The 18,416-nt window shown below is 40.0% G+C and carries 17 protein-coding genes and 6 tRNA genes; 9 read left to right on the top strand and 14 right to left on the bottom strand.

What is annotated here, in order from left to right:
• Window positions 1-31 precede the first annotated feature (31 nt).
• The 3 genes from RDV63_RS08185 to RDV63_RS08175 all read left to right on the top strand — a co-directional run bounded on the left by RDV63_RS08185 (window position 32) and on the right by RDV63_RS08175 (window position 4,102).
• Window positions 32-1,669, top strand: coding sequence for an electron transfer flavoprotein-ubiquinone oxidoreductase (locus tag RDV63_RS08185; protein WP_313909005.1), 1,638 nt, complete (start codon window positions 32-34; stop codon window positions 1,667-1,669).
• Window positions 1,670-1,878: 209 nt separating this feature from the next.
• Window positions 1,879-2,643, top strand: coding sequence for a 23S rRNA pseudouridine(2604) synthase RluF (rluF, locus tag RDV63_RS08180; protein ID WP_313909004.1), 765 nt, complete (start codon window positions 1,879-1,881; stop codon window positions 2,641-2,643).
• A gap of 16 nt (window positions 2,644-2,659) precedes the next feature.
• Window positions 2,660-4,102, top strand: a complete 1,443-nt coding sequence (locus RDV63_RS08175; RefSeq protein ID WP_313909003.1) for a DASS family sodium-coupled anion symporter — start codon at window positions 2,660-2,662, stop codon at window positions 4,100-4,102.
• Between the two features lie 48 nt (window positions 4,103-4,150).
• On the opposite strand, the gene RDV63_RS08170 is transcribed toward RDV63_RS08175, so the two are convergent.
• The 9 genes from RDV63_RS08170 to RDV63_RS08130 form a co-directional block, all read right to left on the bottom strand.
• Window positions 4,151-4,226, bottom strand: a tRNA-Gly gene (locus RDV63_RS08170).
• Window positions 4,227-4,253: 27 nt separating this feature from the next.
• Window positions 4,254-4,340 (bottom strand) — tRNA-Leu (locus RDV63_RS08165).
• A 68-nt stretch (window positions 4,341-4,408) separates the two neighbouring features.
• Window positions 4,409-4,482: transfer RNA gene (locus RDV63_RS08160), tRNA-Cys, on the bottom strand.
• A 26-nt stretch (window positions 4,483-4,508) separates the two neighbouring features.
• A tRNA-Gly gene (locus RDV63_RS08155) sits at window positions 4,509-4,584 on the bottom strand.
• Between the two features lie 134 nt (window positions 4,585-4,718).
• Window positions 4,719-5,273, bottom strand: a complete 555-nt coding sequence (gene pgsA, locus RDV63_RS08150; RefSeq protein WP_313909002.1) for a CDP-diacylglycerol--glycerol-3-phosphate 3-phosphatidyltransferase — start codon at window positions 5,271-5,273, stop codon at window positions 4,719-4,721.
• A 33-nt stretch (window positions 5,274-5,306) separates the two neighbouring features.
• Window positions 5,307-7,121 (bottom strand): excinuclease ABC subunit UvrC, encoded by a 1,815-nt coding sequence (uvrC, locus tag RDV63_RS08145; RefSeq protein WP_313909001.1) that lies wholly within the window; start codon window positions 7,119-7,121, stop codon window positions 5,307-5,309.
• Window positions 7,121-7,765, bottom strand: a complete 645-nt coding sequence (gene uvrY / locus RDV63_RS08140) for a UvrY/SirA/GacA family response regulator transcription factor (protein WP_313909000.1) — start codon at window positions 7,763-7,765, stop codon at window positions 7,121-7,123. Before uvrY ends, uvrC begins: the two co-directional genes overlap by 1 nt.
• A gap of 228 nt (window positions 7,766-7,993) precedes the next feature.
• Window positions 7,994-8,084: transfer RNA gene (locus RDV63_RS08135), tRNA-Ser, on the bottom strand.
• A gap of 183 nt (window positions 8,085-8,267) precedes the next feature.
• Window positions 8,268-8,358: transfer RNA gene (locus RDV63_RS08130), tRNA-Ser, on the bottom strand.
• Between the two features lie 174 nt (window positions 8,359-8,532).
• Here RDV63_RS08130 and RDV63_RS08125 point away from each other — a divergent pair.
• The 5 genes from RDV63_RS08125 to RDV63_RS08105 all read left to right on the top strand — a co-directional run bounded on the left by RDV63_RS08125 (window position 8,533) and on the right by RDV63_RS08105 (window position 10,699).
• Window positions 8,533-9,201 carry a Bax inhibitor-1/YccA family protein gene (locus RDV63_RS08125; protein ID WP_313908999.1) on the top strand — a complete coding sequence of 223 codons (669 nt, stop codon included), beginning with the start codon at window positions 8,533-8,535 and terminating at the stop codon, window positions 9,199-9,201.
• Between the two features lie 128 nt (window positions 9,202-9,329).
• The gene (tusD, locus tag RDV63_RS08120) at window positions 9,330-9,692 is read left to right on the top strand and encodes a sulfurtransferase complex subunit TusD (RefSeq protein ID WP_313908998.1); all 363 of its coding nucleotides are present in this window, start codon (window positions 9,330-9,332) and stop codon (window positions 9,690-9,692) included.
• 12 nt (window positions 9,693-9,704) lie between these two features.
• A complete protein-coding gene (gene tusC / locus RDV63_RS08115) occupies window positions 9,705-10,061 on the top strand; it encodes a sulfurtransferase complex subunit TusC (protein ID WP_313908997.1) in 357 nt (118 codons plus the stop codon).
• The gene (locus RDV63_RS08110; protein ID WP_313908996.1) at window positions 10,061-10,336 is read left to right on the top strand and encodes a DsrH/TusB family sulfur metabolism protein; all 276 of its coding nucleotides are present in this window, start codon (window positions 10,061-10,063) and stop codon (window positions 10,334-10,336) included. Before tusC ends, RDV63_RS08110 begins: the two co-directional genes overlap by 1 nt.
• 27 nt (window positions 10,337-10,363) lie before the next feature.
• A complete protein-coding gene (locus RDV63_RS08105) occupies window positions 10,364-10,699 on the top strand; it encodes a TusE/DsrC/DsvC family sulfur relay protein (RefSeq protein ID WP_313908995.1) in 336 nt (111 codons plus the stop codon).
• Between the two features lie 15 nt (window positions 10,700-10,714).
• On the opposite strand, the gene serS is transcribed toward RDV63_RS08105, so the two are convergent.
• Genes serS through RDV63_RS08080 form a run of 5 tightly spaced genes read right to left on the bottom strand, consistent with a single transcriptional unit; the run spans window position 10,715 to window position 16,824 of the window.
• Window positions 10,715-12,004, bottom strand: coding sequence for a serine--tRNA ligase (serS, locus tag RDV63_RS08100; RefSeq protein WP_313908994.1), 1,290 nt, complete (start codon window positions 12,002-12,004; stop codon window positions 10,715-10,717).
• A gap of 6 nt (window positions 12,005-12,010) precedes the next feature.
• On the bottom strand, window positions 12,011-12,385 hold the full coding sequence (gene crcB / locus RDV63_RS08095; protein WP_313908993.1) for a fluoride efflux transporter CrcB: 375 nt from the start codon (window positions 12,383-12,385) through the stop codon (window positions 12,011-12,013).
• Between the two features lie 5 nt (window positions 12,386-12,390).
• Window positions 12,391-13,740 carry a replication-associated recombination protein A gene (locus RDV63_RS08090; RefSeq protein WP_313908992.1) on the bottom strand — a complete coding sequence of 450 codons (1,350 nt, stop codon included), beginning with the start codon at window positions 13,738-13,740 and terminating at the stop codon, window positions 12,391-12,393.
• Window positions 13,741-14,370, bottom strand: coding sequence for an outer membrane lipoprotein chaperone LolA (lolA, locus tag RDV63_RS08085; protein ID WP_313908991.1), 630 nt, complete (start codon window positions 14,368-14,370; stop codon window positions 13,741-13,743).
• Window positions 14,371-16,824 (bottom strand): DNA translocase FtsK, encoded by a 2,454-nt coding sequence (locus RDV63_RS08080; protein ID WP_313908990.1) that lies wholly within the window; start codon window positions 16,822-16,824, stop codon window positions 14,371-14,373.
• Between the two features lie 303 nt (window positions 16,825-17,127).
• Here RDV63_RS08080 and ald point away from each other — a divergent pair, with 303 nt between their 5' ends.
• Window positions 17,128-18,249 carry an alanine dehydrogenase gene (ald, locus tag RDV63_RS08075; protein ID WP_313908989.1) on the top strand — a complete coding sequence of 374 codons (1,122 nt, stop codon included), beginning with the start codon at window positions 17,128-17,130 and terminating at the stop codon, window positions 18,247-18,249.
• Window positions 18,250-18,416 lie beyond the last annotated feature (167 nt).

Here is an 18,416-nt window from a genome sequence, read left to right as displayed (position 1 = left end):
CCAAGAGGTCATAGCTGTGGAAAGAGAATCAATGGAATTTGACGTTGTAATCGTTGGTGCAGGCCCTGCTGGCCTATCTACTGCTATCAGGCTGATGCAACAAGCTCAAGCTGCATCTCAAGAATTAATGGTCTGCGTAGTTGAAAAAGGCTCTGAAGTTGGCGCCCATATTTTATCTGGTGCTGTGTTTGAAACTAAAGCCTTACAAGAACTATTTCCAGATTGGCAAAACATGGGGGCCCCTATTACTACGCCGGTTACCCATGACGATATTTATCTTTTTAAATCTGACGAAAATGCAACCAAACTACCACATTTTGCAGTACCTAAGACAATGCATAACAGCGGTAACTATATTGTGTCTATGGGTAATGTTTGCCGCTGGTTAGCCGAGCAAGCTGAACAGTTAGGCGTTGAAATTTTCCCAGGTTTTGCTGCTAGTGAAGTTATAATTGAAGACGATATTGTCAAAGGTATTTTAATCGGTGATATGGGTTTAGATAAACAAGGTCAGCCCAAAGATAGCTATGTACCTGGCATGGAGCTTAGAGCTAAATATACCGTCTTCGCTGAAGGCTGCCGTGGTCATTTAGGCAAGCAACTGATTAATCATTTTTCATTAGATAAAGATAGCTCTCCTCAGCATTACGCCTTAGGCTTTAAAGAAATTTGGGATGTGCCTGCTGATAAACATCATGCCGGTTTAGTCGTCCATTCAGCAGGCTGGCCTTTAACGAAAGATACTTCAGGTGGTGGTTATCTGTATCATGCTGAAAATCAACAAATTGTTGTTGGTTTAATTATTGACCTTAATTATAGCAATCCACATATTAATCTGTTTGAAGAGTTTCAACGCTATAAGCAGCACCCTGTTATAAAGCAGTATTTAACCGGTGGTAAACGCATAAGCTATGGCGCTCGGGCAATTGCTAAGGGTGGTTTAAATAGCTTACCAAAAATGAGCTTTAATGGTGGTTTACTAGTAGGTTGCGATGCCGGCACTTTAAATTTTGCCAAAATTAAAGGTAACCATACCGCGATGAAGTCAGGTATGTTAGCTGCTGAAACCTTATTTGCTGAGTTAAAAGACCCAGAAAATCTAGGTGGTAAAGATTTAAGCCAATATACGGATGCTGTTAAAAACAGCTGGCTATATGATGAGCTTTACCGCTCGCGCAATTTTGGGCCAGCAATGCATAAGTTTGGCACCTTCTGGGGCGGCGCCTTTAATACCCTTGATCAAAACTGGTTTAGCGGCAAGTTACCCTTTACATTAAAAGATAACAGCCTTGATTACGCTCAAATGAAGCCTAGCAATGAAGCTAAGCCAATAAGTTACCCTAAACCAGATAATGTTATCAGCTTTGATAAACTATCTTCGGTGTATTTATCTAATACTAACCATGAAGAAATCCAGCCTTGCCACTTAAAACTAAAAGATCCGAGTATCCCAATAGCGGTAAATTTAGCGCTTTATAATGAACCAGCACAACGATACTGCCCTGCGGGCGTGTACGAAGTAATCACTGATGAAAATAATCAGCCACAATTTCAAATTAATGCCCAAAACTGTATCCACTGTAAAACCTGTGATATTAAAGATCCATCACAAAACATTACTTGGGTAACGCCTGAAGGCGGTGGTGGCCCTAACTACCCTAACATGTAACATATTAACCATTAGCCCTTTTAAAGCTATCCTTGGAGAGTACAGGCTTATTTAAGCTTGTACTTTTTTGCTTTAAGCTAACCTGACAACACCTCAGCCCTACTCTTTTAATTTAAATAAACTTTGCTAATCTTGGCGCTAGTGTAGCGAAAAACCTCACTAAGCTCTAAACTAGCAGCCAATTTGCTATTTAGGAGTCACTTGCCTTTATGTCTGAGCCTAGACTTTATCGTTTAAACAAATTTATCAGTGATACCGGTTTTTGTTCACGGCGTGAAGCCGATAGGTACATAGAAGCAGGCCAAGTTTCAGTTAATGGTGAACTTGCCCCTATTGGTTTAAAAGTGACCGAGCATGATCAGGTATTAATTAATGGCCAACCTTTAAAAGAAAAGCCAAAACTCGTTTATTTGGCCTATCATAAACCTGTTGGTATTACTTGCACCACCGAACGTCACATTCATGGCAATATTATCGATGCGGTTAAGTACCCAGAGCGCATATTTCCCATAGGCCGATTAGATAAACCCTCTGAAGGTTTAATATTCCTAACCAATGATGGTGATATTGTTAATAAAATCTTACGCGCCGGCAATGCGCACGAAAAAGACTATATTGTTACGGTGAATAAACCTATTACAGAGCGCTTTATTCAACAAATGAGTGCTGGTGTACCAATTTTGAACACTATCACCCTACCTTGTAAAGTAACTCAGCGTTCTAAGCAAAGCTTTTCAATTATTTTAACTCAAGGCTTAAACCGGCAAATTCGCCGGATGTGTGAGTATTTAGGCTATGAAGTTGTTACTTTGAAGCGAGTACGTATTATGCACATTCGCTTAGCTGGTTTAAAACCTGGTCAATGGCGTTTATTAACTGAGCAAGAAATAAAGATGCTAGACAATCAACTTTTAGTTTCCAATAAAGATACCAATGTTCTAACCACAACTATAAATGACAGTTACGACGAATAACTAGGTTGAAATAAACGTGGCAAAAAAAGCAACTTGGCTGTTATACCTAAACTTACTGTTTGGTCCATTAGTTTTCTTAGGTACCTTACTGTTTGAGCCAGCTTTTAACAATATGCCAAGCAATGCTTGGCTAATTGCCGGTGTTACAGCTTGGATAGCATGGTGGTGGATTACAGAGCCTGTGCCTATTCCTGTAACTGCAATGCTGCCTATAGTATTAATCCCCTTACTAGGGCTCGACTCTATCCACAATGTTACTGCCCCTTATGCTCATCCTTTAATATTTTTATTTTTAGGTGGCTTTATTCTCTCAATCGCCATGGAGCGATGGGATCTTCATAAACGCATAGCTCTACTCACCATGCTATTAGTCGGTAGTAAGCCCAGTCAACAAATCGCTGGTATTATGTTAGTGACTGCATTTTTATCTATGTGGATGTCTAATACTGCCACAGCGGTCATGATGTTGCCTATTGGCTTGTCTATTATTACTATCCAGCAAGACCACGGCAATAGCAGTGCACATTTTGCTAAAGCTATCTTACTTGCCATTGCCTACTCTGCCAGTATTGGTGGCATAGCTACACTTATTGGCACTCCGCCAAATGCTTTACTAGCTGCTTATTTAGAGCGGAGTTATCAAATACAGCTAAGTTTTAGTGACTGGATGTTGTTTGGTATCCCTTTGGCGTGTACTTTGCTTATAGTATGTTGGTTTTGGTTAACAAAGATTCATTTTAAATTAGATAAATTACCAAAATTAAATAGCCGTAATATCTACTTACAAAAGCTAAATGAACTTGGCAAGATGCAGACAGCCGAAAAACTAGTGCTATTTGTATTTATATTAGCCGCCTTTTTCTGGGTGTTTAATAAACCTATTAGTCGCCAAATTGACTTAAAACTAGATGATTCATTAATTGCTATTGCCGCGGCTTGTTTACTGTTTATTCTACCGGTGTCATTAAAATCTAATCAGCGTATTTTACAATGGCAAGACTGCCAAAAGTTACCTTGGGGTATATTGATCCTATTTGGTGGTGGTTTAACCTTAGCTGGACAAATAGATAACTCAGGTTTATCAAATTATATTGCCGAACAAATCAGTCAATTAGGTACTATTAATTTAGTAGTACTTATATTGCTGGTCACAACAGTGATTATATTTTTAACCGAAATTACCAGTAATACCGCCACGTCAGCAGCATTTTTACCTTTGCTTGGCCCTGTAGCTGTATCATTAAATACTTCTGCAGCTATGCTAGTTATTCCAGCTGCCGTTGCTGCTAGCTGTGCTTTTATGATGCCGGTTGCTACCCCACCTAATGCCATTATATTTGCTTCAGGTAAGTTGAAAATTATCGATATGGTTAAAGCTGGCTTTGTGGTTAATTTAGCGGCAATTCTAATTATTACTTTTTTCGTACTATTTATAGCCCGATATATCTTTATATTTTAAATAGGCATAAAAAAACGCAGCTATTAAGCTGCGTTTTTTTTATTAATTTGGAGCGAGTAACGAGGTTCGAACTCGTGACCTCGACCTTGGCAAGGTCGCGCTCTACCAGCTGAGCTATACTCGCAATTCTACATTTACTCTGGTAAGTAAATGGTGCCCGGGGCCGGACTTGAACCGGCACGACCTTTCGATCGAGGGATTTTAAATCCCTTGTGTCTACCGATTTCACCACCCGGGCAGACAACTTTTTTTTAAACTATTACTTATATTTAAGTATATTTTTACTTAAACTTTCAAACTCTGTTATGGAGGCGGGTCCCGGAGTCGAACCGAGATAGACGGATTTGCAATCCGCTGCATGGCCATTCTGCCAACCCGCCAATCAAACAATAACCGTATTGAAAGTTGGAGCGAGTAACGAGGTTCGAACTCGTGACCTCGACCTTGGCAAGGTCGCGCTCTACCAGCTGAGCTATACTCGCTTGTTATGGCCATCTGCCTCAACACGAAACGCATTCTACTGTTTTTAATCATACAGTCAATAACAAAGTCTAGCTTTTATGTCTGACTGATTAAATTTTAACTCAGTTGCTGCAATAAACAGCAACTTTACACTCTATTCAATTAAATCTTGCCAAGCTGTTTTTAAATAATCTAGCATTGACCATAAGGTTAACACCGTAGCTAGGTATAGTAAAATCATCCCCACCGGCGTAAACCAACTCACTAACCACCACTCGGGGCGCCAAATTAAGCCAATTAAGGCTAGCATTTGGGCGATGGTTTTATACTTTCCTAAATTAGATACGGCGACATTAGCGCGTTTACCAAGTTCAGCCATCCACTCTCGCAACGCTGAAATAATAATCTCACGGCTGATCATTAGCATAGCTGGAATAGTGACCCATAAAGTATTGCTGTCCACCGCGACTAAAACTAAGGCAACGGCCACCATTACTTTATCTGCAACTGGATCTAAAAAGGCACCAAAAGGTGTAGATTGCTTAAGCTTACGCGCCAAATAGCCATCTAAAGCATCCGTAATTGCCGCTAGCCAAAAAACAAATGCTGCCCAAAAGCGTGCATTTTCAAGCCCTGAATAAAAACACCACAAAAACACTGGAATTAATGATAAACGAAATACAGTTAATAGATTGGGAATGGTCCACATCTTATTTTTCTCAATATATTGATAGCTGCCATGCTACTTGTTATGGCAAGCTTGGTAAATCTTTTCCGCCTGTTGTTTTGAAATACCCGGCACCGAGCTAATTTCAGTTACAGACGAACGCATAACACCCTGAAGTCCACCTAAATACTGCAATAAAGCTTGTCGACGCTTCTCGCCAATACCAGGTATCTGCTCAAGCGGACTTGTAACTATCGACTTACCACGCTTATTACGGTGGCCTGTAATAGCAAAACGGTGCGCTTCATCACGGATTTGCTGAATTAAATGTAAAGCGGGTGCATCTTCATCTAAATGGATTGTCCGGCCGCTGTTGGCAATTATAAGCGTTTCTAAACCAGGTTTGCGACTTATCCCTTTGGCTATACCTATTAATATCGGACTTTTATCATGTGGCCAATGTTTAAACTGCTTAATTGCAATATTTAACTGGCCTTGCCCCCCATCTATAAAGATAACATCTGGTATTTTGTTGCTCTCTTGCAACTTACTATAACGTTTGTCTAAGGCAAATTGCATAGCGGCATAATCATCGCCCCCAGTGATATCTAATACATTATAACGTCTATACTCTGCTTTCAGTGGTCCTTGGCCATCAAACACAACACATGAGGCTATTGTCGCTTGCCCCATAGTATGGCTTATATCAAAGCACTCCATACGTTGTAGTGGTGTTTCAAGCCCTAATAACTGTTGTAATTGCTGATAACGCAATAGCATTTTCTGCGCTTGCGACTGCTTAGTATCGCAAGCTGCCACCGCATTTTTTTGTGCCAAACTCAAATATTGCGCTTTTTCACCGCGCTGAGCAAAAGTAAATCGAACCTTTTTCCCTGCAACCTCACTAATTGCTTGTTCAACACTGCTGTCTGCTAAGGCTTGTGGTAGCACAATCTCTGCAGGTAACTGTTGGCTACCATAACCGTCCAAATAAAACTGAAGTAAAAAAGCGGTTAAAATCTCTGCTGTATCAGTGTCAGCGGGCACTTTAGGATAATAAGACTTACTGCCTAAAACTTTTTGTTCGCGGACAAATAAAACATGAATAGCCGCCACACCGTGCGAATAAGCTAAACCTATGATATCTAATTCTTTATGCTCACCGGTAACTGTTTGCTGCTCTTGCACTTTACGCAATGCGGTGATGCTATCACGATATTGTGCTGCTTGTTCAAACTGCATAGCGTCACTAGCATCAGTCATTTTCCCAACCAAATCTTCAATGACTTGCTGGTTTTTGCCTTGTAAAAATAAACTAGCGAGTTTTACCTGCTGTTGATAATCATGGTCGGAGATTTTTCCTACGCAAGGCGCCGAGCATAATTTTAATTGATACTGTAAACATGGCCGAGTTCTAGCACGATAAAAACTATCTTCACATTGCCTGATTGGAAATATTTTCTGTAATGTTTTAAGACTTTGCCAGACAGCACTACTATTAGGATAAGGGCCAAAATATTGACCTTTATTTTTACGCGGCCCTCTATGCGAGCTAATTCGAGGATGCTTATGCTCAGAAATTAAAATATAAGGGTAAGACTTATCATCTCGCAATAAAATATTATAGCGAGGCAAATACTGTTTAATAAAGTTGTTTTCTAAGATTAGCGCTTCAGTTTCGCTGTGCGTTAAGGTGTACTCAATTTGCGCTATTTGTTTAACTAAAGATTTAGTTTTTACACTATCAACTTTACTGCGAAAATAACTACTCAGCCGAGCACGCAAATCTTTCGCTTTGCCGACGTAAATAACTTTTTGCGCAGCATTTATCATTCGATAAACGCCAGGCTGTTTAGGGACTGTCGCTAAAAACTCTTTGGCGTTAAACATTAGGCCTTAGCGATATCAATCATGCCATGACGCAATGCTAGATGGGTTAACTCTACATCACCGCTTATTGCTAACTTTTCAAACATACGGTAACGATACGAGTTTACAGTTTTAGCGCTAACACTTAACTGTACCGCTATATCTGTTACTTTTTGCCCCTGCGTTATCATCATCATAATTTGTAATTCACGATCAGATAAGTCATGAAACGGATTATCATTTAGATTATTAACTCTGCTAAGTGCCATTTTTTGCGCTACCTCATCGGAGATATGGCGCAAACCTGTATGCACTTTACGAATAGCTGCAACCATCTCTTTAGGTGGTGAGTTCTTTGAAATAAACCCTGCTGCACCTAACTGCATAACTTTAGTGGGCACTGGTTCTTCAAAAGAAACTGATAAGGCAAGGATCTTAATATCTGGACAATGATGCAATATGCGCTTAGTCGCAGTCATGCCGCCCATACCAGGCATATTCATATCCATCAACACTACATCAGGTTCATGTTGACGGCAAAACACAAGTGCATCCTCACCGGAACCAGCTTCACCTATCACCTTGATACCGCGCTCATCCATTAGTATGCGACTGATCCCAGTACGTACAAGCTCGTGGTCATCAACTAACAACACGTTGATCAATTTGGCTGCTCCGTATACTGGTTTTTAGAATTATTATTAACTTTAGCATAACCCAAGAGGCTAGATCTTGCTAACGCTTATCACCCTATACTTATACCACACTAATTAAACTAATAGCAGTTTGCAAGTAACTTAAAACTTATACCGACAACAATATGCTTGTAACAAGACTTAATAAAGAGGTTTATTTTATAGATTGGATGTATAAGAAGGCATATTTAAAAAATATGGCGGAGGGAAAGAGATTCGAACTCTTGGTGGGCTATTAACCCACGCCGGTTTTCAAGACCGGTGCATTCAACCGCTCTGCCATCCCTCCGCGATAGGGCGCATATTAGAAACTACCGTTCAGTTTGTAAAGCGCTTTTTAGTCTCAATTAGTTTGTTTGCACAGATATTCACCAAGTAGGCGACTTTATACACAACAGGCACTAATTTCATTATTAGCGTAATAACAAAAAAGCCCACTATCTTTATTAAAGACAGTGGGCTTTAGCAATAATGGCGGAGGGAAAGAGATTCGAACTCTTGGTGGGCTATTAACCCACGCCGGTTTTCAAGACCGGTGCATTCAACCGCTCTGCCATCCCTCCAGCGACGCGTATAGTAATCAGAATCAAATAAAAAAGAAAGTACTTTAAAATATTTTTATGTGTTTCAGCAATTTGTCCATCACAAAGCTAGTGTAACGGGAACTAACTCGGTATGATAATAGTCATAGTAACCATTAACGTTATATCTACCTTATAGCTAGGAGAGTCAAAAAGATGTCATATAGAGAGAGTCCTGCACTAAATACAGCTGGACACAGTATTGAAATTAATAAAGTACTGCGTAACACCTACTTTTTATTAGCCATGACGTTAGCATTCAGTGCAGTAACAGCCGGTATTGCTATGGCGATGAATATGTCGCATACAATGTCATTAGTTTGTTTTGTTGCTGGTTTTATCATGCTATTTGTTGTTAATAAAAAAGCAGATTCGGCTAGCGGTATATTTTGGGTGTTTGCTTTTACTGGTGTAATGGGTGCCTCCTTAGGCCCACTGCTTAATGTTTATGCTGGCTTAGAAAATGGCCCTACCATGATTATGCAAGCACTTGGTGGCACAGCGCTAATTTTCTTTAGCTTATCTGCTTATGCTTTAACTACACGCAAAGACTTCTCGTTTATGGGCGGTTTTTTAATGACAGGTTTAATCGTTGTGCTAGTAGCGATTATTGCTAATCTATTTTTAGCCATACCAGCATTAAGCTTAGCTATTAGTGCTGCGGTTATATTAATCATGTCAGCATTAATTTTATTTGATACTAGCCGTATTATTAACGGTGGCGAAACTAACTATATCCGTGCCACAGTAGGTTTATACTTAAATGTGTTTAACATTTTTGTCCACTTACTAAGCTTGTTAGGTGTATTTGGTGGTGATGACTAAATTAGCCATTTAGGCAGCTTTGCCTATCTAGCTTAATTCGCTAAAATGCCCCTTAAATTAGGGGCATTTTTATTTCTACTGATTTTAGTTTTATGCTCTATTTTGCTCTTTAGTATAAAGGTATAGCAATGACGCGTTTTGCACTGTTTATTACATCTGCAAGTTTCAATAGCCAAACAATTTCTAGTGCCTTAGTATTTGCTAATGCCTTGCTTGAAGCTGGCCATCAATTAAAACAAGTGTTTTTATATCAAGATGCGGTTTATGCTGCTTTACAACATATTGATTTACCTTCAGATGAGTTTAACCATAGCCTATTACTTAGCCGTTTTTGTCAGCAACACGCTATCGGCTTACATTACTGTATTACTGCAGCTGAAAAACGGGGGGTAGTTAGTAACGAGCTTGCAGCACAACAAGGCTATATGGCTACTGGTTTAGCTGAGTTTGCTATTCTATTGGAAGATATTGATAAGCTGGTACAGTTTTAATCTGGAGTACAGATGCGTAATATTATGTTAATTCAACGCCACTCACCGTTTAACACTAGCCATGGCCGCGAGAGCTTTGATTTAGCCATGGCTTTAGCCGCTATAGAGCATAAAGTAACAATACTTTTTATGGCCGATGCCGTGTTGCAATTGGTGCAGATAAAAGATACTGCCACACTCCAATTAAAGCCGTATCAACATGGTTTTAAGTTATTTGATTTATATGAGATTGAACAAGTGTTAGTGTGCCAAGCTTCACTGCAACAAAGAGGCTTAACTGCTGCCGACTTATTCATAAAGGTTACCATTGCCGATCACAGCATGATAAAAAGCTGTATTGCAATGCAACATCAGGTAATTACCAGCTAATGATCTTGTTTACCCTTACCTCTGCTAGCATTAATCTCGCTGAGCTACAGCTAGTTTGCTCTGACTCTGACACTATTTTACTGCGTCAAGACGCGGTCTATTTACTTAAACGTCAAGATCTTATTTGGCCAACAAAACAGCTGTTTGCGCTTGATATTGACTTACAAGCTCGCAATATCTCTGCACCAGCTGAAATTAAGAGTATTAGCGCTAAAGACTGGGTTGAGCTAACAATTCAAGCCAAACAAAATATCTTATGGCAAACGGCTTGTTAAACAAAGACTAACTATAGAATTAACGTTATGAACGAATTAATGATTGATGGCAAAATGCTCGCCCTAGACAAACACGGCTATTTAGCTAATATGCAAGACTGGTCAGAACAAGTTGCCCTCGCCTTTGCTGAGCTAGAAAATATTCAAATGCAAAGTGCACATTGGGAAGTTGTCTGGTTTGTTCGTGACTTTTATCAGCAATTCCATACTTCTCCAGCCATGCGGATGTTAGTAAAAGCAATGGCAGAAAAGTTAGGCACTGATAAAGGTAACAGTAAATACTTATTTATGTTATTTCCTCAAGGCCCGGCCAAACAAGCAACCCGTTTAGCTGGCTTACCTAAGCCAGCTAAATGTTTGTAAATGGATACTAACCTATTAACTAATGCGCTCTATACCGCCCATATAAGGTCTTAATACTTCAGGTATAACCACAGAACCATCTTGTTGCTGATAGTTTTCTAAGATGGCGACTAAAGTACGACCTACCGCTAAAGCTGAGCCATTTAAAGTATGAATTAATTCAGGCTTTTTCATATCTGCACTGCGATAACGCGCTTGCATTCTACGGGCTTGGAAATCAGTCATATTACTACATGACGATATTTCACGATAAGCTTGCTGCCCCGGCAGCCAAACCTCTAAATCATAAGTTTTAGCTGAGCCAAAGCCCATATCACCAGTACAAAGCAGCATTACTCGGTATGGCAACTCAAGTAGTTGCAATACTCGCTCGGCATGTCCGGTTAACTGCTCTAATGCTTGCATAGAGTACTCTGGCTGCACCATTTGGACTAGTTCAACTTTATCAAACTGATGCTGGCGAATTAAGCCACGAGTATCACGGCCATAAGATCCTGCTTCACTTCTAAAACAAGGGGTATGAGCGGTGTATTTAAGCGGTAATTCAGCGGCATCAAAAATATGATCGCGTGCTAAGTTAGTAATAGGCACTTCAGCTGTAGGAATTAACGCTAAGCCTTGGCCCTCTTCTGTTGCTGGTTTAGTATGAAACAAATCGCCACCAAACTTAGGTAATTGCCCCGTGCCATAAAGGCTATCGTGGTTAACTAAGTACGGCACATATAACTCAGTATAGCCATGTTGGTTAGTATGTAAATCTAGCATAAACTGAGTTAAGGCTCGGTGTAAGCGCGCTACTTTACCGCGCATAACCACAAAACGTGAGCCAGTTAGTTTAACGGCACTTTCAAAATCTAAGCCTTTATCTAAGGCTTCACCTAAAGCAACATGATCTTGTACGTCAAAATCAAAATTTCGCGGTGTACCGACACGGCGTACTTCATAGTTATCATTTTCATCAGCCCCTATTGGCACTGATTCATCTGCTAAGTTTGGTACGCTTAACGCTATCTGTTCAACTTCAGCTAGCACTAAATCAAGCTGTTGCTTGGCAGCTTCAAGCTTTTCGCCTAAACCATCTACTTCAGCTAATAAAGCCGTTATATCTTCCCCTCGGGATTTTGCTTGTCCAATACCTTTAGATTTACTATTACGCAAACTTTGTAAATCTTGAGTTTCTATTTGCAACTGCTTTCTAGAGGCTTCAAGCTCAGTTAAACGAGTAACATCAAGGCTAAAGCCGCGCTGAGCTAAACGGGCAGCAGTTTGGTCTAAATCAGTACGTAAATATTTTGGATCAAGCATAGTCTTTCACTTCATTGAGCCTAGTTTTAAACCAAACCAGGCGAGCGTTAAACACAACAACACATTAAGTAATACGTTGGCGATAGCCTTTAGCCAGTCTCCTTGTTGCAACAACAACACGGTATCTAGCGAAAACGTTGAAAACGTTGTTAAGGCCCCCAGCAAGCCAATACTGATTAGCGCTCGCCAAGGTGATACGGCCAAAAAGCCGCTACTGAACATGCCATAAAGCACCCCCAGTGCAAATGAGCCCAGAATATTAACCAGCAATGTACCAAAAGGGAATGCTTTGCCAAAAACATTCAGCATTAATTCATTGATGCCATAGCGCATACAAGCACCAAAAGCACCGCCTAATGCAATGGTTAGATAGGTTAACATTAAGATTATCTCTTTTTACTACTTTGTTGATCAAGCTGACGTAAATAGGCAAGTTTTTCTGCCAGCTGTTTTTCCAAGCCGCGATCACTCGGCTGATAAAATTGCGTTCCCACTAATTGCTCAGGTAAATATGACTCTCCCGCAGCATAAGCACCTGGCTCGTTATGCGCATAGCGATACCCTTCTCCAAAGCCTAATTCGCGCATAAGTTTTGTTGGCGCATTACGAAGGTGTAATGGAACTTCATAAGCTGGGCTATCGGCGACTAATTGTTTAAGCTGGTTAAACGCCATATAAACTGCATTACTTTTTGGCGCTAATGCCATATATACCGTAGCCTGAGCAATAGCACGCTCGCCTTCGGCTGGACCTACTCGTTCAAATGTATCCCATGCATTAATAGCTAGAGTTAAAGCTCGGGGATCAGCGGTACCTATATCTTCACTGGCTATCGCTAATAACCGTCTTGCGACATATAAGGGATCACCACCACCAGCTAAAATACGACAATACCAATATAAAGCTGCATCAGGATCAGAGCCGCGAACCGATTTATGATAAGCAGAAATAAGATCATAAAATAAGTCACCTTGGTTATCAAACCCAGGTAATTGGCGTGGCATTAAATGTTTTAAGGTATCAAATAAGATGGTTTTAGTTTCTTGGCCATTCGCATCATGCTCTACAGTTGTTAATTCTGCAGCTTGCTCTAATAAATTTAGTAGTTTACGGGCATCACCATCGGCTAAGCGTAACAATAATTGTTCTGCTTCAGGGGACAGCTGAACATTTTGCGCCCCTAAACCACGCTCTTTGTCCATTAAGGCTTGTTGCAACACTTGCTGTAAATCTGCTTCGGTTAGCGATTTTAATACGCAGACTCTAGTGCGAGATAAAATGGCATTATTAAGAGCAAAAGATGGATTTTCAGTGGTTGCGCCAATAAATATAATAGTACCATCTTCAATAAAAGGTAAAAAAGCATCTTGTTGACTCTTATTAAAGCGGTGCACTTCATCAACAAATAATAGAGTACGCTTTTGTTGTTGCTGTTGGCGTTGTTGCGCTTGCGTTATGGCATCACGAATATCTTTAATACCAGAGGTTACAGCAGACAGCTTTATAATACTGGCATCAGCATGAGCGGCTATTACTTCAGCTAAAGTTGTTTTACCTGTACCCGGTGGTCCCCATAAAATAACCGAAAAGACTCGTCCAGCCATAATGGCATTGCGTAAGGCACTACCTTCGCCAACTAGATGCTGTTGACCAGCATATTCTGATAAGTTAGTCGGCCGCATTCTCGCTGCTAAAGGGCGAAAATCATCGGCAAAATCTAAGCTTAACGATTTCATTTAGTTTCTGCTGCGCTGGTCATCAATTTCAGTAAATTCAGGTGGCGAAAACTGAAATAAACTATCGGCTAAAGGAATATTTAATTGCACAGCATTAAACTTAAAGACACTTAACTGCTGATTTATATCCATTACCCGCATTTCAGATAAGGCCGTCTTATTAAAAATCAAGATCAGCTCTGTTACTTGGCTGCTGCTATCTTTTGCGCTAATAATAAATTGTTGTTGCTGCTGTTTAACATTGAAATTTTCCCACAATGCCGGCTCATTAGAGGTTAATAGCACAAAAGGGGTTCGATTTACTTCTGCAGCTGCATCATAAATAGTTAATTGCTCTAGTTCTGCACTATAAAACCATAAAGACTGACCATCACCAATAAATATATTATTCTCGGGTACTGTGGTTTCAAAGCGAAACAGTTCTGGCTGTTTTAAATTTAACTCACCCTCGGCTTGCTGTAAAATTTGTTGCTGCTGATCAAAAACCTGCTGGGTAAAATGAGCTGAAAAAGTATCTATTTGCTGCAATTTTTGTTGCAACGCCTGCGCCGCCGTCGGCTCAGCTTTGGCGGTAAAAACACCAAGAATTAATGTGCTAAACAACACTGTTGTAACTAAAAAACGGATCATTTAATGCCCCCTTGGTGGCGGTGGTGCCATTACTTCACGATTACCATTATGCCCTGGGCCGCTAACAATACCGCTGCGCTCCATTTGCTCAACTAATCGCGCGGCTCTATTGTAACCAATTCTAAATTTACGCTGTACGCCTGATACTGAAGCTCTACGTGTTTCCGTTACAAAAGCCACCGCCTGATCGTACAAAACGTCTGACTCATCATCGCCCTCTAAAGTCTCACCTGGCAATAAATTCTCTTCAGTGGTTTCACCGCTTAATATTTCTGCAATGTAATTAGGCTTGCCTCGCATCTTCCAATCTGCTACTACAGCATGTACTTCATGGTCATCAACAAAAGCACCATGCACCCTCGTTGGCACTCCAGAGCCTGGTGGTAAAAACAACATATCACCCTGCCCTAGTAAGCTCTCTGCACCTTGTTGATCTAATATAGTTCTAGAATCTATTTTAGATGACACTTGAAAAGCTATTCGAGTTGGAATATTCGCTTTAATTAAACCCGTTATTACATCTACTGAGGGTCGCTGCGTCGCTAAAATTAAATGAATACCTGCAGCTCGTGCCTTTTGCGCAATACGAGCAATTAATTCTTCAACTTTTTTACCGACTATCATCATCATGTCAGCAAATTCATCAATAACAACTACTATAGATGGCAGCTTTTCTAGCTCCGGCTGCTCAGTTCGCATATCATCTGAAGGTTTCCAAGTTGGATCTTTAATCGGTTTGCCCTCAGCTATAGCTTCTTTAACCTTAGCGTTATAGCCTTTTAAGTTACGCACACCTAAAGCTGACATCAATTTATAGCGGCGCTCCATTTCGCCTACGCACCAACGTAAACCGTTAGCAGCGTCTTTCATATCGGTGACTACTTCGGTTAATAAATGCGGTATACCCTCATAAATAGATAACTCAAGCATTTTAGGGTCTATCATTAAAAAGCGAACATCATCAGGTGTCGACTTATATAGCAAACTACAAATCATCACATTAACACCCACTGACTTACCCGAGCCGGTTGTACCCGCAACCAATAAGTGCGGCATTTTTGCTAAGTCGGTGACGATAGATTTACCGGCAATATCTTTACCTAACACCATAGTTAATGAAGATTTCGAGTTTTCAAATACCGGATCACCAATCACTTCAGATAAACGGACTATTTCGCGATGTTTGTTAGGCAACTCTAAACCAATAAAAGATTTACCAGGAATAACTTCAACAACGCGAACACTTATTGCTGATAATGAACGGGCTAAATCTTTAGCTAAACCAGTAATTTTACTGACCTTAATTCCAGGCGCTAAATCTAATTCAAACCTAGTAACAACAGGGCCAGGATGAACCCCTACCACAGTAGCTTGGACATTGAAGTCTAATAACTTAGCCTCAACTAGTCGCGAGACCCGTTCTAAATCTTCAGGATCTATTGGGTTAACTGCTCTATCAGCTTTATCTAAAAGGGATATTGAAGGCAACTCTTCCATAAGATGATCTACTTCTTCAGTATCATCTTCCTCTTCTTCGTCTACACCGAATAAAATGTCCGCATCTTCATCTTTAGGTAAGGTGATTTTCTCTAAAGTTTGACTCCAGTTTTCTTCAGTACCGCTATCATCAATAGCACTAAATGACAGCTGCTCATCCGCTAAAGTCTCAACACTATAAAAAGCTTTGGCGTCTTTATTGACATCTAAAGGCGTTATCGGTAACGCTTCTGGTGCAGGTTTGTTTATTTGTGCAGTACTCTTTAGTTTAGTTAGGGCGGCAGTAACTTTACTAGACTCGGATTCTGTAGCGGTTTCATCAAATGGATCGTATTCACCTTCACGACTATCACGCCACCGCTGCGGTAAACTAGTTAATTGCCTAACAAGCCAAAAACACATAGCCCCCAGCGCATCTGCTACAGTAAGCCATGATATGCCTGTCATAAAAGTTAAACCGGTTGCAAAACCACATAATAATAATAATGTAGTACCAATAAAATTTAAATGTGGCATAAGGAAGTGACTGACTACATCTCCAATTACTCCACCAGAAGAAAAATAAAAAATATCATTAAAATTGAGGCTACAAATTGCAGCTGCTGAAATTAAAGTCAGCACTATGCCAATTAATCGCAGCCCTAAAATCAAATAATCTAACTGCAATAAGTTATGAAAACGTTTAAACAATAAAAAACCGGCACCCGCTATCATAAAAGGCACTAAGTAAGCTATCCATCCAAAATAAAGTAATAATAAATCGGATAGCCAGGCTCCTATTGGGCCAGTGTAGTTATTAACCGTATTCTGATAGCCTGTTTGTGACCAGTTAGAATCGGCTGGGTCAAATGACAGTAAAGCTAGCAAGATAAATAAGGCTAAACCAGAAAATATGATTAAACCTACTTCTAATAGACGCTGTACACCATTTAATGGAAAATAAACTCTGTTTTGCAAACGAAAAACTCCAGATTATTATTATCGTTTTATATTTATACCCATAGCCAACTAAGATACCAGACACACAGTAAAAGTGCATCCGTGAAGCTAACCTGAATTTGTTGTTAGTCACTTTTTTCTGTATTGATTACTCTGCAGCTCCAGCTGACGTAAAAAGTAATATGACTATCGACTAAGATTTAAAAACAGGTGTTAATCCTATTATCAACTCAGTATACTGCGTGCGTAATTTAAACTCAGTATACTGCGTGCGTAATTTAAACGCAGTAATCATTTACTACAGTAATAAGGCTAATAACGATGATAATTGGTGTACCAAAAGAAATTAAAAACCATGAATACCGTGTTGGTATGACTCCCGCTAGTGTCCGTGAGCTTATTGCCCACAAACACAGTGTAGTCGTTGAAAGTACTGCTGGTATGGGTATTGGTTTTACTGATGAAGACTATATAGAAGCAGGTGCAAAAGTTTTAAAAACTGCAGCAGAAGTATTTGCTCAAGCCGAGATGATAATTAAGGTTAAAGAGCCGCTAGCTGTTGAGCGTGCTATGTTACGAGAAGGCCAAATTTTATTTACTTATTTGCATTTAGCGCCAGATTTAGCACAAACCGAAGATCTTATTAAATCTAAAGCTATCTGTATTGCTTATGAAACAGTTACTGATTCTAAAGGTGGTTTACCTTTGTTGGCGCCAATGTCAGAAGTTGCTGGTCGTATGTCTATTCAAGCAGGCGCCCGTGCTTTAGAGAAGTCTTCTGGTGGTAGCGGTATGTTGCTAGGTGGTGTACCTGGTGTTAAGCCGGCTAAGGTTGTTGTTATTGGCGGCGGTATGGTTGGAACTAATGCTGCGCAAATGGCATTAGGTTTAGGCGCAGATGTAACAGTCCTTGATCGTAGTGTTGATGTTTTACGTCGTATCAACGTTCAATTTAACGGGGCGGTTAAAGCCGTTTATTCTACTGTTGATGCTCTAGAACAAGAAGTAGTAGCCGCAGACTTAGTAATAGGTGGCGTGCTTGTACCAGGTGCAGCTGCACCTAAACTGGTCACTGCAGATCATATTAAACGTATGAAGCCCGGCTCAGCTATTGTTGACGTAGCCATAGACCAAGGTGGTTGTATTGCAACATCAAAACCTACTACTCATGCTGACCCAATTTTTATTGTTGATGATGTAGTGCATTATTGTGTTGCGAATATGCCTGGCGCTGTACCGCGCACTTCTACTTTTGCTTTAAACAATGCCACTTTACCTTTTATTGTCCGCATAGCTAATAAAGGTTATAAACAAGCTTTATTAGAGGATAGTCATTTAATGAATGGTTTAAATGTATTAAATGGCCAAATCACTAACCTAGGTGTTGCAGAAGCCTTAGGCTTTGACTATGTTGATGCTAAAACAGCATTAAATGCTCAATAGTTAATCCTATAAGTATTGACTGAAAGCTGCTTCGGCAGCTTTTTTGTTTTAATACTTTTTTATAATAAATAAGGGTTTATTTGCAAATTACACTATACATTCATAACAAAGCTGCTATAGTATAAACCGGCCTGTAAAGCAGACCTATGTAACAAAATGTTTATGAA

The sequence above is a fragment of the Rheinheimera sp. MMS21-TC3 genome (assembly GCF_032229285.1).
Classification (GTDB): domain Bacteria; phylum Pseudomonadota; class Gammaproteobacteria; order Enterobacterales; family Alteromonadaceae; genus Alishewanella.
Note: the sequence above shows the minus strand (reverse complement) of the source record. Positions and strands in the feature narration are given on the sequence as shown.